The sequence below is a fragment of the Pseudoclavibacter endophyticus genome, from assembly GCF_008831085.1.
Classification (GTDB): Bacteria; Actinomycetota; Actinomycetes; order Actinomycetales; family Microbacteriaceae; genus Pseudoclavibacter; species Pseudoclavibacter endophyticus.
In genome coordinates, this window is the sequence record NZ_WBJY01000002.1 from 1 (window position 1) to 16,640 (window position 16,640).

Annotated in this window: 13 protein-coding genes; 10 read left to right on the plus strand and 3 right to left on the minus strand. The window is 69.5% G+C overall.

Going from position 1 to position 16,640, the window contains the following annotated elements:
- The 4 genes from F8O04_RS09710 to F8O04_RS09725 form a co-directional block, all read left to right on the plus strand.
- Positions 1–262, plus strand: a 262-nt coding sequence (locus F8O04_RS09710) for a hypothetical protein (protein WP_225735002.1), incomplete at its 5' end; no start/stop codon positions are given.
- A 239-nt stretch (positions 263–501) separates the two neighbouring features.
- Positions 502–2,001 carry a response regulator transcription factor gene (locus F8O04_RS09715; protein ID WP_158029197.1) on the plus strand — a complete coding sequence of 500 codons (1,500 nt, stop codon included), beginning with the start codon at positions 502–504 and terminating at the stop codon, positions 1,999–2,001.
- 285 nt (positions 2,002–2,286) lie between these two features.
- A complete protein-coding gene (locus tag F8O04_RS09720) occupies positions 2,287–3,879 on the plus strand; it encodes an FAD-dependent monooxygenase (protein ID WP_158029198.1) in 1,593 nt (530 codons plus the stop codon).
- A gap of 101 nt (positions 3,880–3,980) precedes the next feature.
- The gene (locus F8O04_RS09725) at positions 3,981–4,592 is read left to right on the plus strand and encodes an SMI1/KNR4 family protein (protein WP_188726371.1); all 612 of its coding nucleotides are present in this window, start codon (positions 3,981–3,983) and stop codon (positions 4,590–4,592) included.
- A 56-nt stretch (positions 4,593–4,648) separates the two neighbouring features.
- On the opposite strand, the gene murJ is transcribed toward F8O04_RS09725, so the two are convergent.
- Together murJ and F8O04_RS09735 are read right to left on the minus strand one after the other, a co-directional pair.
- Positions 4,649–7,354 carry a murein biosynthesis integral membrane protein MurJ gene (gene murJ, locus F8O04_RS09730; protein ID WP_158029200.1) on the minus strand — a complete coding sequence of 902 codons (2,706 nt, stop codon included), beginning with the start codon at positions 7,352–7,354 and terminating at the stop codon, positions 4,649–4,651.
- A 3-nt stretch (positions 7,355–7,357) separates the two neighbouring features.
- Positions 7,358–9,832 carry a DUF6049 family protein gene (locus F8O04_RS09735; protein ID WP_158029201.1) on the minus strand — a complete coding sequence of 825 codons (2,475 nt, stop codon included), beginning with the start codon at positions 9,830–9,832 and terminating at the stop codon, positions 7,358–7,360.
- A 95-nt stretch (positions 9,833–9,927) separates the two neighbouring features.
- Here F8O04_RS09735 and F8O04_RS09740 point away from each other — a divergent pair, with 95 nt between their 5' ends.
- Together F8O04_RS09740 and F8O04_RS09745 are read left to right on the plus strand one after the other, a co-directional pair.
- The gene (locus tag F8O04_RS09740) at positions 9,928–11,358 is read left to right on the plus strand and encodes a CCA tRNA nucleotidyltransferase (protein ID WP_158029202.1); all 1,431 of its coding nucleotides are present in this window, start codon (positions 9,928–9,930) and stop codon (positions 11,356–11,358) included.
- Positions 11,359–11,482: 124 nt separating this feature from the next.
- A complete protein-coding gene (locus F8O04_RS09745) occupies positions 11,483–12,805 on the plus strand; it encodes an extracellular solute-binding protein (RefSeq protein WP_158029203.1) in 1,323 nt (440 codons plus the stop codon).
- 73 nt (positions 12,806–12,878) lie between these two features.
- Here F8O04_RS09745 and F8O04_RS09750 read toward each other — a convergent pair whose 3' ends face one another.
- The gene (locus F8O04_RS09750) at positions 12,879–14,216 is read right to left on the minus strand and encodes a hypothetical protein (RefSeq protein ID WP_158029204.1); all 1,338 of its coding nucleotides are present in this window, start codon (positions 14,214–14,216) and stop codon (positions 12,879–12,881) included.
- A 314-nt stretch (positions 14,217–14,530) separates the two neighbouring features.
- Here F8O04_RS09750 and rpsF point away from each other — a divergent pair, with 314 nt between their 5' ends.
- From rpsF to rplI, 4 genes are read left to right on the plus strand one after another with little or no spacing between them, the layout of a single operon-like run.
- Positions 14,531–14,974, plus strand: a complete 444-nt coding sequence (gene rpsF / locus F8O04_RS09755) for a 30S ribosomal protein S6 (protein ID WP_263971339.1) — start codon at positions 14,531–14,533, stop codon at positions 14,972–14,974.
- A gap of 2 nt (positions 14,975–14,976) precedes the next feature.
- On the plus strand, positions 14,977–15,537 hold the full coding sequence (locus tag F8O04_RS09760; RefSeq protein ID WP_158029205.1) for a single-stranded DNA-binding protein: 561 nt from the start codon (positions 14,977–14,979) through the stop codon (positions 15,535–15,537).
- Between the two features lie 36 nt (positions 15,538–15,573).
- Positions 15,574–15,834, plus strand: a complete 261-nt coding sequence (rpsR, locus tag F8O04_RS09765; RefSeq protein WP_158029206.1) for a 30S ribosomal protein S18 — start codon at positions 15,574–15,576, stop codon at positions 15,832–15,834.
- 14 nt (positions 15,835–15,848) lie between these two features.
- Positions 15,849–16,301 (plus strand): 50S ribosomal protein L9, encoded by a 453-nt coding sequence (gene rplI / locus F8O04_RS09770; RefSeq protein ID WP_158029207.1) that lies wholly within the window; start codon positions 15,849–15,851, stop codon positions 16,299–16,301.
- Positions 16,302–16,640 lie beyond the last annotated feature (339 nt).

The following is a 16,640-nucleotide window of genomic DNA, read 5'->3' on the forward strand; positions in this document are numbered from 1 at the left end:
GCTTGTCGAGGAGACCGCTCCTGTGGGGTACGTCCTCGACAGCACTCCTCGTGTGTTCACGGTGACCGAAGAGACGGCCGTGGTTGATCTCGGCCAGATCACGAACGACCAACAACCGGGCGTGCCGGTCGGGCCGGATGGTGATGAGCACCTCGTCACCACTGGCACGGACGTTCTGTGGCCCCTCGGCGCAGTCGGCCTCGCCCTCGGGCTTGTCGGCGTGACCCTGCTTGCCATGAAGGCGAGAAAGCGAATGAGCTGACCTTGAACGGGGTGTTCGTCCCGCACCGTCACGGTGCGGGACGAACACCCGTCTCCGTCGTGTTCATTCGGTCACCAACTGATAAAGGGGCTTGTCATCGCTCACGGGGAGCGAAGAACACCTGTGGAAATGAAATGAACTATCGGATCGAGCGATCGGGCACGGATGACGGGTGCTCGTCAGTGGTGAGCCAGCCATATCATGCTCTCGCTCGGGCTGTTCAAGAAGCGGACCTGGCAATGGCCACGTCGATCGTACGGACCGAGTGGTTCAATTTGCTCAACGGAAACGAAGAGAATCTCCGCCCGCTGTTGTCGCGAATTCCGGCACATGAGCTGCGTTCGCGACCGCTGCTCGCTCTGCTGCTCGGCTTATGCTACATTTCAACCGACTTTCAGCGTCTCCTGAAAACACGCTATTTCATGATCGCCGTGAGATCCGCGCAAGAGAATCCGACTGATCATGCGGCAATTGATCTTGCCCTCATTCGGGCGACCGAGGCCACGGCATACCGGCTTCTGGGCAGTCCCGAACTCGGGCTCGCGCCGGCGCGCCACGCCGTCAGAGCGCTCGAGAGCATAGCCCTCGAGGATCGAAGCAAGATACCCCATCTCCCGAGGGTGTACTGTCAAGCCGGAATCACCCTGTACTACGGCGGAGACGTCGACGCGGCTCTCGAGACGTTTGGTATGGGGCTCGCGGAAATGGCAGTGGCGGCCCAGCCCGCGTCCGCGTTCGGAAACCTCTCGATGTTGGCAGGTATTCACGCGCTCGAGGGTCGACTGCCGGAGGCGAAATCCCACGTTAAATATGCGCGGACGGCCGTATGGAGTAGCGAACAGCGCAATTCATATACCGGCACGTTCTATGGAGTCGCAGAAGTAATACTCGCTTTGGAAAAGTTCGACGCAGCCTCGGCACGCGGACGTCTCAACGCGATGGCCCACGACCGTCGGACCATCGAACACTGGACGGCTATCGCGAGGGTTGAAGCACTCATCCATCTTATGGAAGGCACCCCGGGGCGCGCCCTCGCGAAGATCGACACCTTCTCAGAACTGCGAGGACCGGAAGGCCGTTCCCGCGCGGTCCGCGCGGATCTCTCAGGCACAAGAGCCCTTCTCCAGCTTGCGCTCGGCAACCCGCTCGCCGCGGAGGCGATCCTTCGCGACGACCTCGCCGAAAGCCCTCGAGGCAGGATCAATCAGGCGCGAGTCGAGCTCTGCCTCGACCGCACGGGCTCGGCACTCACGGCCCTGCGTTCGATCACCAATGCACATTTGCCGGCACGCCTTGCAGCCGAAGCTGCCGCCCTCGAGGCGGCAGTGATGCTCCGGATCTCCGCCAAGCCACGGGCACTTGGGATCATCGATCACCTCGGAGAACTGCTCAGGAGTACTCAGATGCTCCTGCCCTTGGCGCTCTTGCCCGCCCACGACCACAGCCGGGTCGTCACAGCACTACGGAAGGCAGGATACGCGGAAGTCCTCGACGGGAGTCCTGTCCGATCCGTGCTCACGACCTCAACGACGGGTACGCCGCTGACGCAACGCGAATTGACGGTGCTCGAAACGTTCAGAACTGTTCCCACTGTCACAGAGGTCGCCGCTCGACTCAGCGTCTCCTCCAACACAGTGAAGTCGCACCTGCGTAGCGTCTACCGGAAATTCGGCGTCTCCAAGCGAGAAGACGCGATCGCCGTCGCGATCAGCAGACACCTGTTCGTGGATCCTGACTGAAGCTACAAATCAGGCTGAGGGCGATACGCGCTACAAAGCGCGACTCCCGCGATGTGTGTGCCCCGCCGAACCGCTCGCCCCCCACGACAGACCGCCCCGGTTCGTTCCGGCCCAGCCCAGGACAACACGCCGTGCGCTCGAGTGCACCGTCACTTCCGTGCTGCGCCGCGCGATCTTCGCGTCAGTCGGGAGGGACGCCGCACTCGGTGGCGCCACGGCGGCATCGTTGTCTCACCGGCGGCGGCGACGCTTTCTTGCGACGGCCCGGGCCCATAGCCTGGTCGCATGCGTCCAGCCTCAACGTTGCCCGCGACGACGGATGTGCTGGTCGTCGGCGCCGGCCCGACCGGGCTCATGCTCGCGAACTGGCTGCAGCGGCTTAGCGTCGATCACGTCCTCATCGACGGCAAGGACGGGCCGACGCGTCAATCCCGTGCGATCGCCGTGCAGCAGCGCTCATTCGAGCTCTACGCGCAGCTCGGCATGATCGATCCGGTGCGCGACGAGTCGGTCGCCGCCCGGTACGTGCGTCCCGGCTGGCAACGACGGGCCGCGCCGGTGCCGCTGCCGGTCGGACGCATCGGGCTCGGCATGTCCGCGTACCCCGGGATCCACATTCTCGAGCAGTCGGCGAACGAGCGGCTCCTGGTGTCGCACCTCCGAGACGCGGGCGGCACGGTCTCCTGGGGGCACGAACTGGCGTCGCTCGACCGCGACGACCACGGCGTCACGGCGCACGTCACGCACGACGGCGGCACGCGAGAGATCCGGGCGCGATGGTGCGTCGGCGCAGACGGGGCGTCGTCGCCGGTGCGCAAGGCCGCGGACATCCCGTTCAGCGGCACGACGAGCCCCGACACGTTCTGGGTCGCCGACGCGACCGGCGTGGAGGGCCTGCCCGCGGAAACGGTGAGTGTGCGACTCGGCACGGGCTCCTTCATGATCACGTTCCCGCTCCATGGCGAGCGGCGGCACCGGCTCGTCGGCGTCATCCGCGGCGAGCCGGACGAAGCCGCCGCCCGGCGAATCGCCGAAGAGGGGTTCGGCGTCACCTGGCGCGAATCGGGATGGTTCTCGACGTATCGCCTGCACTCGCGGGTCGCCGACCGCTTCCGCGACGGACGTATCGTGCTCGCCGGCGACGCCGCGCACGTGCACTCGCCGGTCGGGGGCCAGGGCATGAACACCGGCCTGCAAGATGCCCACAACCTCGCCTTCAAGCTGGCCGCCGTGCTCGACGGCACGGCCACCGACGCGCTCCTCGACCGTTACGACGCCGAGCGGCGCCCGGTCGCGCGCCGCCTCGTGAGCACCAGCGACGCGGCATTCCGCTTCGTGACCGATCAGCGCCCGCGCAATCGGCGCCTGCGCCGGCTCGCCGTGCCGCTCATCGCCCCCGTCATGCCCCTGCTGCTCCGCCTTCCCGTCGGCCGTTCCGCGGTCGCCGCCGTCGGCCAGCTCCGCATCCACTACTGGATGTCGGACGCAGCCAAGGGTCGTGCACGGGGCCGCCGCGACCGCGTCGTCGGCCGTCGGCTGCCGTGGACAGGATCGAATCACGGCGTGCTTCGCGAGGCGACCTGGCAGGTCCACGCCTATTCGCCGGCGCCCCCATCGCTCGACGGCATGCCCGAGCTGGTGTCAGCCGCCCACCGGTTCGATCCGCGGCCCGACGTCGGCCTGCTTCGCGATCGCTGGTACCTCGTTCGTCCCGACGGATTCGTCGCTGCGGCCGCTCCGCCCGACGGCGCGCCGGCCGAGTTCGCCCGCGTGCTCCGGGAGCACGGGTACGGCGATCGGGCCGTGCGTGCTCGGGCGGCGGCGGTCGCCGAAGCGCCCCCGCGTGGTCGGCCGAGCGGCCAACGGCCGGACGACTGAGCACGCCGCGTCAACCGGGACGTTCCCTCGGCGTCACCCTGCCGCCACTGGCCTGGGTTACCGTACGCCAAATGTTCCACGAGACTCGACGAGGTGCGCAAATGACGCCGACTGCCGGGTGGCGCGACGAGCTCGACGCTGCCTGGCGCGAAATCGAGGAGTGGTACGCCGAGCATGATGCCGCCCACCTGCTGTCGGCCGGCGCGAGCGAAGCCGACGTCGGCAAGGTCGAGGCGCAGCTCGATGTCGTGCTGCCTGCCCTCCTCCGAGCCTCGCTCCTGCGCCACAACGGCACCCGGCGGGACGGCTGGGCCCGGGGAACCCTGCTGTCCTGCGGCAGCATCGTCGCAGCGACCGAGCTGTGGCGGCGCATCGCCGACCACGGCGAGGATGTCCCCGCCGACTACGTCTGCCCGGACGCCGAACGCGGCCTGCTGCAGCCCGGCTGGTGGCACGCGGGCTGGGTCGCCATCGACGAGGACCGGCTCGGCAACGCGACCGGGGTCGACACGGCGCCCGGGCCCCTCGGCAGCTACGGCCAAGTGTTGGAGATGGACCGCATAACGGGCCCGATCCTCTCGAGCGGCGACGTGGTCGAGTACCTGTGCGAAGTCGCCGACTCGCTGGAAGACCTTCGCGTCGGCGGCGGCGGCACCCTCGAAGAGAACGACGTGTGGGAGGGCGACGACGCGCCGAGCGCCCCCTCGCGCTGACACGTCGTAGCTCGGGCGATGGCGCGTCGCGTCTCGGGATCGATCGTCCCTCGCGGCTAGGGGCTGTCGTCGTCGTTGAGCCACTCGTCAAACATCGCCCGCACGTCATCGCGCCGGTCATTGCGGCCCGCGTCGCGATCGCGCCCGCCGCTGCGCGCGTCGTCGCGACCGCGCCGGGGGCCGCTCGCGTCGCCGTTCTGCGGTGGTCGGCCGGCGGAGGCCGGTGGCACGCCGTCGGGCCCGTCGGGACCCTGGGTCCCGGGGCCGCCACTTTCGTTGCGCAGTTGCGCGCGGCGGCGTTCGGCGGCTCCTCGCGGCCCGCGCGACGGCGGGATGGGCGATTCCCGCGAGGGGTGGTGTCCGGCGAGGCGCTGTTGTTCGGCAAGGCGCTGCTCCTCGGCACGGCGCTGCCTGGCGATCGACGCCTGCCGTTCGGCATCGGTTGGCTGTTCGGCGCCGCGCTCGGTCTCGGCCGCTCGCCGCCGCGCCGCCTCGCGGGCGCGCTTCTCGGCGATTGCGCGCGCAGCGTCCTGCTCCAACATGCGACGCTCGCGGCGGGTGCGCGGCCCCGTGGGGCCGGTCGCATGGAGTGGCAACAGGATGCCGGCGGTCGACAGATCGCCCGTCGCGTTCATCGCGGCGAAAGCGCCACCGTAGGCGCCCTGTTCGCGCCGCTCGACCTCGGGATCACTCGGCCGATCCGCCTGCCGGCTCGCCGCCGAGCCGAGCCACGCCGACCACGCGTCGTCGCGTGCCCGCAGCTCGTCCGGGTCGCGGTCGCGACCGCGCGGGGCGCCGGCACCGCGCCCGCGCGAGGTGCCGGCTCCGCGCTCGCGCGGTGCTGGGCCCACAGGTGACCCTGGGTCGGCCGCACCATCCGGCACGGCGTGGCCATCGCCCTCAAGGCCCCACGCGCCATCCGGCCACGTTTCCGGCGCGCCGGGCTCGGTTGCGGCGGGCGGGGTCGGTTGCCCTGCCGTCGGAGGCAAGCCCCCGGGAGCGATCGGAGCATCCACGCCGATCGCGGCACCGCCTGCTTCACCGCCCCGGTCACCGCCCGCGTCACGGTTCGCCGCGTCGTCGTCGCGTCGCTCACGCGAGGGATCATCGGCGGGGCGCGCGGCGGGCAGCACCGCGACGAGTCGTCCGAGCCCCACCCGGCGCAGCAGAGGATCAAGACCTTCGCGCAGCTCGGGCGACCGCATGGCGAACATAGTCACGAGGTACACGAGCGCCATGACGCCGCCGCCGGCCGCGCATCCCAGCAGCGCCGGACCGATGCCACTGCGGGCGAAGCCGTCGTCGACGTACGCCCCGAGCATCCACATGAGGCCGAAGCCGACGGCGGCAGCGGCGAGACCGCCGATTGCGAACCGCACGTAGGAGCGCGCGATGCGGCGAAGATCGAGGTGCCCGATGCGGAGCCGGAGCAGCACGAGCAGGATGACGAGGCGCACGACCGAGACGGCTGACTGCGACAGGGCCAGGCCCGCGGCGATCATGTGCACCTCGAGCGTGGCCGCGAGGGCCATGCCGAACACGTGGAGCGGCATGGTCGCGAGAAACACCCAGAACTGCGTCCGCGTGTCTTCGAGCGCGAAGAAGGCGCGCTGGACGAGGAAGAGGCCGCAGAATGAGACGAGTCCGATCAGGAAGCAGCAGAGCACGATCGCGATGTCGGTGACGCCCTCTTGCGTCGACTCGAAGATCCTCGCGAACGGCGGCGAGATGACGGCGATCGCCCAGGCCGAGAAGACGATGAAGAGGCCGATGAGCCGCGCACCGCCCGAGAAGTCCCGCACGAGATCGCCGAGGCGGTTCTCACCGGCGGCAGCACTCATGCGGGTGAAGTAGGCGGTCGCGATCGAGACCGTGATGATCGAGTGCGGTAAGACGAAGATGAGGTAGGCGTTCTGGAAGGCCGCGACCGAGACCGCCTTGCCCGCCGCGATGTTGAGCACGATCGTCTCGATGAGCCCGGAGAACTGCAGCACGAGCAGCATGCCGAAGGTCCAGCCGATGAGCTTGCCCGCCTTGCCGAGGCCGGTGCCACGCCAGCGGAAGTCGGGGCGGTAGGTGAGGCCGACGCGGCGCCAGAACACGAAGAGGATGAGCGCCTGGCACGCGACCCCGGCGGTGGTCGTGCTGCCGAGCAGGGCGATCATGTCGGGCGTCCACTCGCTGATCGGTCGATCGCCCGTGGGGTCGGCGCCGTAGATGACGGAGAACAGCACGAGGAAGCCGATGCCGATGACATTGTTCAGCACGGGCGCCCAGGTGAAGGGGCCGAAGAGACCGCGCGCGTTGAGCACCTCGCCGAGCACGGCGTAGAGGCCGTAGAAGAAGATCTGCGGCATGCACCAGTAGGCGAGCGCGATGACGAGCGTGAGCAGGTCGGGGTCTTCGATGCTGAAGCCGTACAAGCGGGCGATCAGCGGGACGGCGATCGTCGCGATGAGCGCGATGCCGGCGAGGCCGGCGATCGCGATCGTGACGAGCCGGTTGATGTACTGCTGGCCGCCGTCATCGTGCCGTGCGGCGCGGACAACCTGTGGCACGAGCACCGCGTTGAGCACACCGCCCGCGATGATCGAGTAGATGCTGCTCGGCAGCATGTTCGCGTTGGCGAAGGCGTCGGCCCCGTTGCCGATGACGCCGATCGTTTGGGCGAGCACGATCGCCTTGACGAACCCGAGCATGCGCGACACGAGGGTGCCGGATGCGAGCAGCATGCTCGCGCGGCCGATACCGCCCCGCGCCATCCGCTATTCCCCTTCGCTGCTCACCGAGGTACCGCCGGGCGGGACTGCGCCCGCCGACGAAGCTCCTACCTTCTCATGCCGTCGGCGGCGCACGGTCCGGACGACGCCCCAGACGAAGAGGGTCGTGAGCGCGAGAGCGGCGGTCACGACCACGGCGGTCTCCCACTCGGCCTGCACGTTGACGCGCAGTCGCTGGCTGCTGAGCAGCTCGACGCCGTCGGGGGTGAGGATGCGCGCGTCGACCTCCGCGTTCCCGTTGGAGATCGCCTGCATGGGCACCTGGGCGCGCGCCATCGAACCCGGCTCGATGCGGATCGTCACCGGCTCACCCGCCTCGAGCCGGCCCGTCGTGGGCTCGAGGACGACCTGTACCGTGACCGCGAGCTCCGTGTCATTGCGCACGAAGACGGGGAATTGTGCCTCGCGCCCGATGAGTTGAATGTCGCTCGAGTCGGTGATCGCCACGCTCGCTTCGGTCGCGGTGGTGTAGTCCATGAAGGCGTCCCCCACCACCGACCACTCGTCGCGGTCGGCCGCCCAGGAAGCCGAGAACAAGGCCAGCAGCGCAGCGCGCCGCTCCGAGCGGAAGTGTTCCGGGTCGTCGAACATGGTCGCGAACTCGCTCGCCCGCTCCTCGGCTCCGAGCAGCTCGAGGACGCGCGCGACGGCCACCTCGGCGTGGGCGCCCTCGCGGAGCGTCGCCACGGGCACGTCGCCCTCGGTGAGATCCGGAACCTCGAGGGTGCCGGGGGTCTGCCACGCGAGCGCGTCAACCGCGCGAAGCGTCTCGCCGAGCGCCACGGGGTCGGTCGGCGCGGTGCGCCCCGCCGTCGCCAGCAGGGACCTCGGCTGCTGCGGCAATTCGCGGGTGACGATCGCGAGCACCGTCGACAGCTGCGTGATCGCCGCGTCGCGGTCGGCGGTCGAGTTTGTCGACGCTGCGAGCTCGAAGGCGCTCGAGAGTTCGGAGTCGGTGCTCATCGCGCTCCAGCCGTCGAGATTCAGGTCATAGGCCGGAGTGAAGTCGTAGTCGGCGAGCCGTTCGGCCGCGGCGTCCTCGACGATGACACCGCGATAGCCCCAGCCGCCGAAGGCGGCGAGGTCGTCCGTCGAGAGCGTTCCCGATACCGGCCACGCGACGCTCTCCACGGTGTAGGGGAACGCGGTCAGCTCGTCGAGGGTCGGGCGCGAGCTCTCTCCGTCCGGCGCGTCCTCGGTCTCGGTCGGTCCGGGTGACGCGGCGTCGGGGGCAACGGACCCCGCGGATGCCGACGCCGCGTCCGGATCAGCGTCGTCGCCGATCGCGCCGCCCTCGTCGTCGGCGGCCGCCTGATCGGTCCCGGCCGTCCCCGTCGTTCCGCTCGCGCCGGGCGTGCCCGCCTCGTCAGGGGCGTCGGTCGCCGTGGGTTCCGGGCTCGCGGCGGGGTCGGCAGCGCCGTCAATCGGCTCGAAGACGAACTCGGGCCCGAGGAGCGACAACGGCTCGGTGAGCCCGGCCTGCCGCTGCAGCGTGAGATCGGCGTCGGCGTACGGCAGCTCGAAGCTCGGGTTGTCGAGGCCCTCGAGTCGTTCCAGCCAGGCGACGGCGGGGGCGGGGGCGGCGTTGCCGAGCGCCCGCACCGAAACGAGCAGGCGAGGGTCGATCGCGAGCGTCGCGCTCGTGCCCTCGACTGCGTCGAGCAGCTGCGTCAGGTATCCGCCCGCGGCGGTGAGCTCGCGCAGTTCGCCGGCATCGAGCACCGCCTTGGTGCCCGATGGCGGAACGATCGGGACGACGACGGAGAGGGGGGTCGGCTGGGCGTCGACGGGCGTGCCGACGACGATGGCCGACCGGCCCTCGGCGGTGAGTTCACTGGCGATCACGTGCTGCACGGCAAGTCGCCGGGGGCCGAACGGCGACGCGTCGTCGAACGGAAGCTCGCCGGCCGGCACCGTGATCGTCACGGTCTCGGTCTCGCCCGCCTCGACGGCGGGTGCGTCGGTGCGGAGCGACGCCGTCTCCGGAGCCGCCGTCCCGCCGGCGTCGAGCCACGCCGAGTACTCGGAGCGGCTGTCGATCGTGTCGGTGCCGATCGCGACGGCCAGCTCACCCGCGTCGAGGTCGGTCTCGGTGCGGTTCACGATGTCGACCGTCACCGTGAGGTCGGTTCCGGGGGCCAGACCGCCCTCGCCGCCGGGCGCCACCAACACCGTGACGGCGTCGTCGGGCGCGGCGTCGACGCGTCCTTCCGGGGCGAGTGTCGCGGCGTCGGCGGCTTGGCCGGCACCCGTGTCCGACGTCGCGGGACCGCCGGCGCCACCCGGCTCTTCGTCTCCGGTCGGCGCACCCGCCTCGGCGATGAGGGGTGTCCCGCTCTCCGCGAAGCCGGCGAGGCCGAGCGCGCCGACGGCGAGGGCCCCGACGAGCACGAGCGGGGTGCCGCGGCGGGCGATGGCGCTCAGCGCCCGCGGCACCCGTCGCTGACGCCCGTCATCCATGGCGCCCATCGTACGGCCGCCAGGTCGCTCGGCCCGTCGCTCCCGCGGCCGGTCACCCGGTCGGCCCACGTCCGGTCCGCTCGTAGGATGGGGGGATGCAGCAGGTGCAGGATGCGCTTGAGCGCCTTCGTGCGCTCGCGGCCTCACGACCCGTCGCACGCCTCGCCGAGACGTTCCGCCGGCACGGGCACGAGCTCGCGCTCGTGGGAGGCCCCGTTCGCGACGCGTTCCTTGGCCGCCCGATCACCGATCTCGACTTCACGACGGATGCGCGACCGGATCGCATCCTCGAGCTCATTCGCCCGATCGCCGACGCGCACTGGGATGTCGGTCGCGCCTTCGGGACGATCGGTGCGCGCGTCGACGGCGAGCAGGTCGAGATCACGACCTATCGGGCCGACGCCTATGACGGGCTCTCCCGCAAACCCGTCGTCGAGTTCGGCGACACGATCGAGGGCGACCTGCACCGCCGCGACTTCACGGTCGGCGCGATGGCGCTTGCCCTGCCGGAACTGCACCTCATCGACCCGACCGGGGGCATGGACGACCTCATGCAGGGGGTGCTTCGCACGCCATCCTCGCCCGCGGTCTCGTTCGGCGACGATCCGTTGCGGATGCTGCGCGCCGTCCGCTTCACCTCGCAACTCGGTTTCCACCTCGACTCCGGAGCCTTCGACGCGATCGTCGAGCTGCGTTCACGCATCACCGACATCTCGGCCGAGCGCGTGCGCGAGGAGCTCGTCAAACTGCTGGCGACCCCGCAACCCCGAGCGGGCATCGAGCTGTTCGTCGAGACGGGCCTGGCCGAGCTCGTGCTGCCGGAGCTCCCGGCGCTGCAACTCGAACGCGACGACGCGCACCAGCACAAGGACGTCTACGAGCACTCCATCGTGGTGCTCGAACGCGCGATCGCCCTCGAGCGGGAGCGCACGCCCGATGCGGCGCCGGACGTGGTGCTGCGCCTCGCCGCGCTGCTGCACGACATCGGCAAGCCCCGCACGCGCCGCTTCGGCCCCGGCCGCAAGGTCACCTTCTACAACCACGACGTCGTCGGTGCGAAGCTCGCGCGCAAACGCCTCGCGAAGCTGCGCTTCGACAACCACGCCATCGCGAGCGTTTCCCGGCTCGTCGAGCTCCACATGCGCGTCTACAACTACGAGGGCGCGGGCTGGACCGACTCGGCCGTCCGCCGCTTCTCACGCGATGCGGGCCCCGAGCTCGACCGGCTGCTCATCCTCATTCGCGCCGACATCACGACGCGCAACCAGCGCAGGCACGACCGGCTCGGCTTCGCCATCGACGACCTCGAGCGCCGAATCCGCGACCTCGCCGAGCAGGAGGAGCTCGACTCGATGCGCCCAGAGCTCGACGGTGAGCGCATCATGCAGATCCTCGACCTCAAACCCGGTCCACAGGTCGGCGAGGCGTATCGATTCCTCATGGATCTGCGGCTCGACGAAGGGCTCATCGGCGAAGCTGCCGCCGAGGCCCGCCTGCGGGAGTGGTGGGCGTCCCGCGACGCCTGACGCGGGCTCCCGTCGTCGTCATGCGGCAGCGCGCGCGTCAGAAGAGGTCATCCGTCAACGGGAGCCCGCGAGGTGGACGGCGCGTGCGGCACAATGGTGGCGTCCGGCAAGGGATGGGACGCATATGCATCGCAGAGGGCTCACGGCGGTGACTGCGGCCGCGCTCGTCGCCTTGACGGGATGCGTGGCGGCTGACGCCGGCGATGGCAACGCCGAGACGGTGCTGACGCTACGTCTCTGGGACGAGCACGCCGCCGCCGCCTATGAGGATGCGGTCTCGGCGTTCAGCGCGGCCAACCCCGACATTGCGGTCGAGGTCGACGTCGTAGCGTGGGACGAGTACTTCGTCGCGCTCCGAGACGACGTCGCCTCGGGTTCGGGGCCCGATGTGTTCTGGCTCAACGGGTCGTACTACGAGGACTACGCGGACAACCGGCTGGTTCGGCCCGTCTCCGATCTGTTCGACCACGACCCCACCGGTGCGTGGAGCCCGCAGGTCATCTCGCAGTACGTCAAGCACGGCGAAATGTGGGGTGTTCCCCAGGTCATGGACGGTGGCACGGCTCTCTACTACAACGCTGACGCGCTCGCCCGCGCTGGGGTCACACCCGGTGAGCTCGACGGGCTGACCTGGCACCCGACCGATCCCGGCCGAGACAGTCTGCTTCCCCTGCTGCAACGGCTCACGCTCGACGAGCAGGGCCGCAATGCGGCAGATCCCGACTTCGACCCATCCTCCGTGCAGCAGTGGGGCCTGAATGCGGGACAGGAGCTGCAGAACGTCGAGCTCAACTTCATCGGTTCGAACGGCGGTCGATACCAGGACGACGCGGGGCGCCTGACGCTGACCGACCCCGCCACCCTCGAGGCCTACGACTATCTCGTGCGCCTCATCAACGAACACCGCGTGGCGCCGCCTGCCGCCGAATCGAACCCCGGCGGCGAGGGACCGCGTGAGCGATTCCTCGACGGCTCGCTCGCCGTCTACCTCTCGGGCACGTACAGCCTCGCGCAGGTCGCCGGCGAGGCGAGCTTCGAGTGGGGCATCGCCGAGTTGCCGGCCGGCCCCGCCGGTCAGGTGACCACGACACCCGGAGTCGTCGCCGCCGCGAATGCCGCCGGTGAGCATCCGGACGAAACCGAGCGGCTGCTCGCATGGCTCGGTTCGCCCGAGGGCAACGAGTACCTCGCCTCGGCCGGCGCCGCGGTCCCCGCCGTGACTGGCGCGCGCGCGGCCTACGACGCGTACTGGTCGCAGGCCGGCGTCGACGTGTCGCCATTCTTCGAGGTGCTCGCCGGCAACCCGCAGATCGACCCCGCCGCGGGCCAGAACTTCGGTGCCATGATCGCCAACGCGAAGCCCGTGCTCGACCAGGTGTTCGCGGGGGAGATCGACGTCGCGACGGGCCTCGCGCAAGCGGAGGAAGCCGCGAACGCCGTGGTCTGAACGGTGCCGGTGCCCGGTGCGGGCGCCCGGGCCACGGCCCCTCCCGGCGCCCTGCACGTCGAGGTGCGAGCCGTTATTCGTCGAGGTAGGAATAGAGGCCTGACACGTAGCAGGAGGTGTAGCCCGTGCTCGTCTGCTGCGCGACCAGCTTGCCGTTGACGGTGATCTCGCACGAGTACGAGGTGTCATAGTCGTCCGACGAGATCGACAGGCTCGCGCGCGAGTAGTCGTAGTCCGGATTGATGTTCATATCGACCGTTTGTTCCCAGGGCAGCGCCTCAGAGAACAGGACGTCGGACGTGTCGAACGCGTTCGTCCCCGACTTGCCGTTGCTGACGTTGTACTCGATGTCTGCTGGCGCGGTGCCCGACGACGAAACCGTCAGGACGACCTCGACCGCATAGTCCGCGCTGTCGTAGTCGCTGGCGGCTCCGGACGCCGAGTCCAGGATCGCGTTGAACACGACGAGGCTCACGAGGCCGAGGACGAGGGCGACGACGCTGACGATCGATCCCGCGATCGCGAGCCCCTTCTTGGCGTTGAATCGCGAGAGGGTCAGGCCCAGGACACCGAACACGAGGCCGACGATGCCGAGGAACATGGCGAGGCCGCCGATGAGGAACAGCAGCACGCCGATCCCGCCGACGATGAGCGACACGAGCCCCATGGCGTTGAAGCCGCCGCCCTGATTCGGCATGGGGTAGAGCGGCTGCGCCCCGTACGGCGCGGGGACCGCGCCGCCCGGATACCCGTACGGCTGGCCGGCGGCAGCACCTGGGGAGGGCGGCTGCGCCCCGTACGGCCCGGGCCCGGCCTGGGCGACCGGATGCGCGTACGGACCGGGCTGGGTGTAGGGACCTGGCTGGGCGTACGGACCTGGCTGGGCATAGGGGTTCACCGTGGCGGCGAGCGCCCCCGCCTGGGCGCCGGGGCCGAGATCATCCTGGTAGGGGTTCGTCGACGACGTCTGCGCATAGGGGTTGCCGCCGTCCGCCCCCTGGCCGTAGCCATCCGCGCCGTGGCCGTACCCATTCGCGCCCTGGGCGTAGGGGTCGGCCGATGATGACGTCTGGGCGTAGGGGTCGCTGCCGGCTGCGGAGCCGGCGTTGGAGGTCTGGCCGAGGCCATCCGTCGACTGGTCGTACGGGTTGGTCGTCGCGGACGTCTGGGCATAGGGGTCGCCGTTTGTGGTGCCCTGGTCGTACGGGTTGGTCGTCGCCGAGGTCTGGGCGTAGGGGTCGTTCTCGCCCGCGCCGCCGTCGTAGGTGTACGAGCCGCTGCTCGCGTACCGGCCGAGCGCGCTCGACCGTGTCGCCGAAGGGTTGCCGCCGTCCGCCGCAGGAGGGTTCGCGCCGCCGGAAAGCGGCTGATCGTCGCCGGTGGACGGGGAAGGGGTGTGCTCGTCTGCCATGAGCCCGTTCTTTCGTGCTGGTGCTGCGCTGGATCGTCGCTGTCGCAAGACTAGTTCGCTGGCGTACCCGGGGAGCATCCCGCCCCGGTATGACCGCCGATGAGCTTGGGGGCTGGCCGGACGGTCGGTTTCCTGCGGACCGGCATGCCCTGCCGGCGGCCCGTGTGACCGTTTCGTGGCCAGTGGCGTGGATACCGGTAGTCGGCTAGTCTTTGCAGGTTGCCTACCCGGCCCCGCCGGTGTCGGCACGATGCAACAACCCTCCTGCTGCAGAACGTCTGCAGCCGATCGAGACCAGAGGAGGTGGGTTTCCTGTGCATCAGTATGAATTGATGGTCATCCTCGACCCCGAGATCGACGAGCGCACCGTGGCTCCGAGCCTCGACAAGTTCCTCGGCGTCATTCGCAATGACGGCGGAACCATCGAGAACACGGACATCTGGGGTCGTCGCAAGATGGCCTACGAGATCAACAAGAAGTCCGAGGGCATCTACGCCGTCGTCAACTTCACCTCGAGCGCCGACGCGGCCAAGGAGCTGGACCGCCAGCTGCGGCTGAGCGAGGCCGTAGTGCGCACGAAGGTGCTTCGCGCCGAAGAGGCGATCGCCCGCGTGAACGCCGAGGCCGCCCGCAAGGCAGCCCGCGCGCAGCGACAGCCGGTCGTGACCGAGGCCCCCGCCGAGTCCGGCGCCGCGCGCAAGCCCGCGTCGTCCACGGCTCGCATCGCATCCGCGCCGAAGACCACCGCGGCGGAATAGCCATGGCCGGTGACACGATCATCACCGTGGTGGGCAACCTCACGGCCGATCCTGAGCTCCGCTACACCCACAACGGTCTCGCCGTCGCGAACTTCACGATCGCGTCGACACCGCGCATTTTCGATCGTCAAGCGAACGAATGGAAGGACGGCGAGGCGCTGTTTCTTCGCGCGTCCGTTTGGCGCGAGTTCGCCGAGCACGTCGCCTCGAGCCTCCAGAAGGGCTCGCGGGTGATCGCGCAGGGTCGCCTCAAGCAGCGCTCGTACGAGACGAAAGAGGGCGAGAAGCGCACCTCCTTCGAGCTCGACATCGACGAGATCGGTCCCAGCCTCCGCTACGCCACCGCGCAGATCACCCGCACGTCGGGTGGTTCGGGCGGCGGCCAGCGAGCCTTCGGCGGTAACGCCGGTGGAAACGCGGGTGGAAACACCGGCGGCACCGCTCCCGCGCAGGCGCCCGCAGCGGCAGACCCCTGGGGTCAGTCGCAGGCGCCGCAGGGCGGCAACAGCGGTGGCTGGGCAACCCCAGGCGCCTCCAACGATTTCGACGAGCCCCCGTTTTAACGGGCTCCCGTCACACCAGCACAAAAGGAAGAACCCATGGCCGGAAAGGCAAGCGGCGACCGCCGCAAGGGTGGCGCACGCGGTAAGGGCAAGCCCACCGCACCCGCGAAGAGCATTCGCGTGGGCGTCATCGATTACAAAGACGTCAGCACCCTCCGTAAGTTCATCTCGGAGCGCGGCAAGATCCGCGCCCGCCGTATCACCGGTGTCTCGGTGCAGGAGCAGCGCCTGATCGCTCGCGCGGTGAAGAACGCGCGCGAGATGGCGCTCCTTCCGTACGCGGGCTCGGGCCGCTAAGGGGGCGTGTCGACATGGCAAAGATCATTCTGACCCACGAGGTGTCCGGCCTCGGTGCCGCAGGCGACGTGGTCGAGGTCAAGAGCGGGTACGCCCGCAACTACCTCGTTCCGCAGGGCCTCGCCGTGACGTGGAGCCGCGGCGGCGAGCGCCAAATCGAACAGATTCGTGCCGGCCGCGCCGCGCGCGAACTGGCCTCGCTCGAAGAGGCACAGGCGCTCAAGGCATCCCTCGCTGACGCCACGGTTCGTCTCGAAGTCAAGGCGGGCGGAGAAGGACGCCTCTTCGGCTCGGTTCGTGGCCCGCAGGTCGCCGATGCCGTCGCCGAGCAGGGCCTCGGCACGATCGACGGCCGTAAGGTCGAGTTCCCGACGGCCATCAAGGCCGTCGGCACGCACGAGGCAACGGTGCGGCTCCGCGACGACATCGTCGCGACGATCGCCCTCGAGGTCGTCGCCGCCAAGTAGGCGACGCTCACACGCACCGCGCCCCCGGCATCCATCTCGGTGGATGCTGGGGGCGCGTTCGTCGTCGTCGGCGGTGCAGGGGTGTGGACAACTGCGTCGACGCCCGCTTCGCGGAGTGTCTCACGAGGGTGTCGGTCGTTACTGCCCCGGCCTTCAACCCATGCTTGAAGCAAGAGTTCTCCACAGGGCGTGAATAGCGGAAACGCCCAGGTCGGCATGGAAATACTCGCCTGCCTCCCATGGTCATGGTGCACGGTCGCCCACAGGCTGGCCGAGCGTGTCCACACCTGTCCACGAATCATCCACACTGTTATCCACAGGTCGCACCTGGGTGTGCCC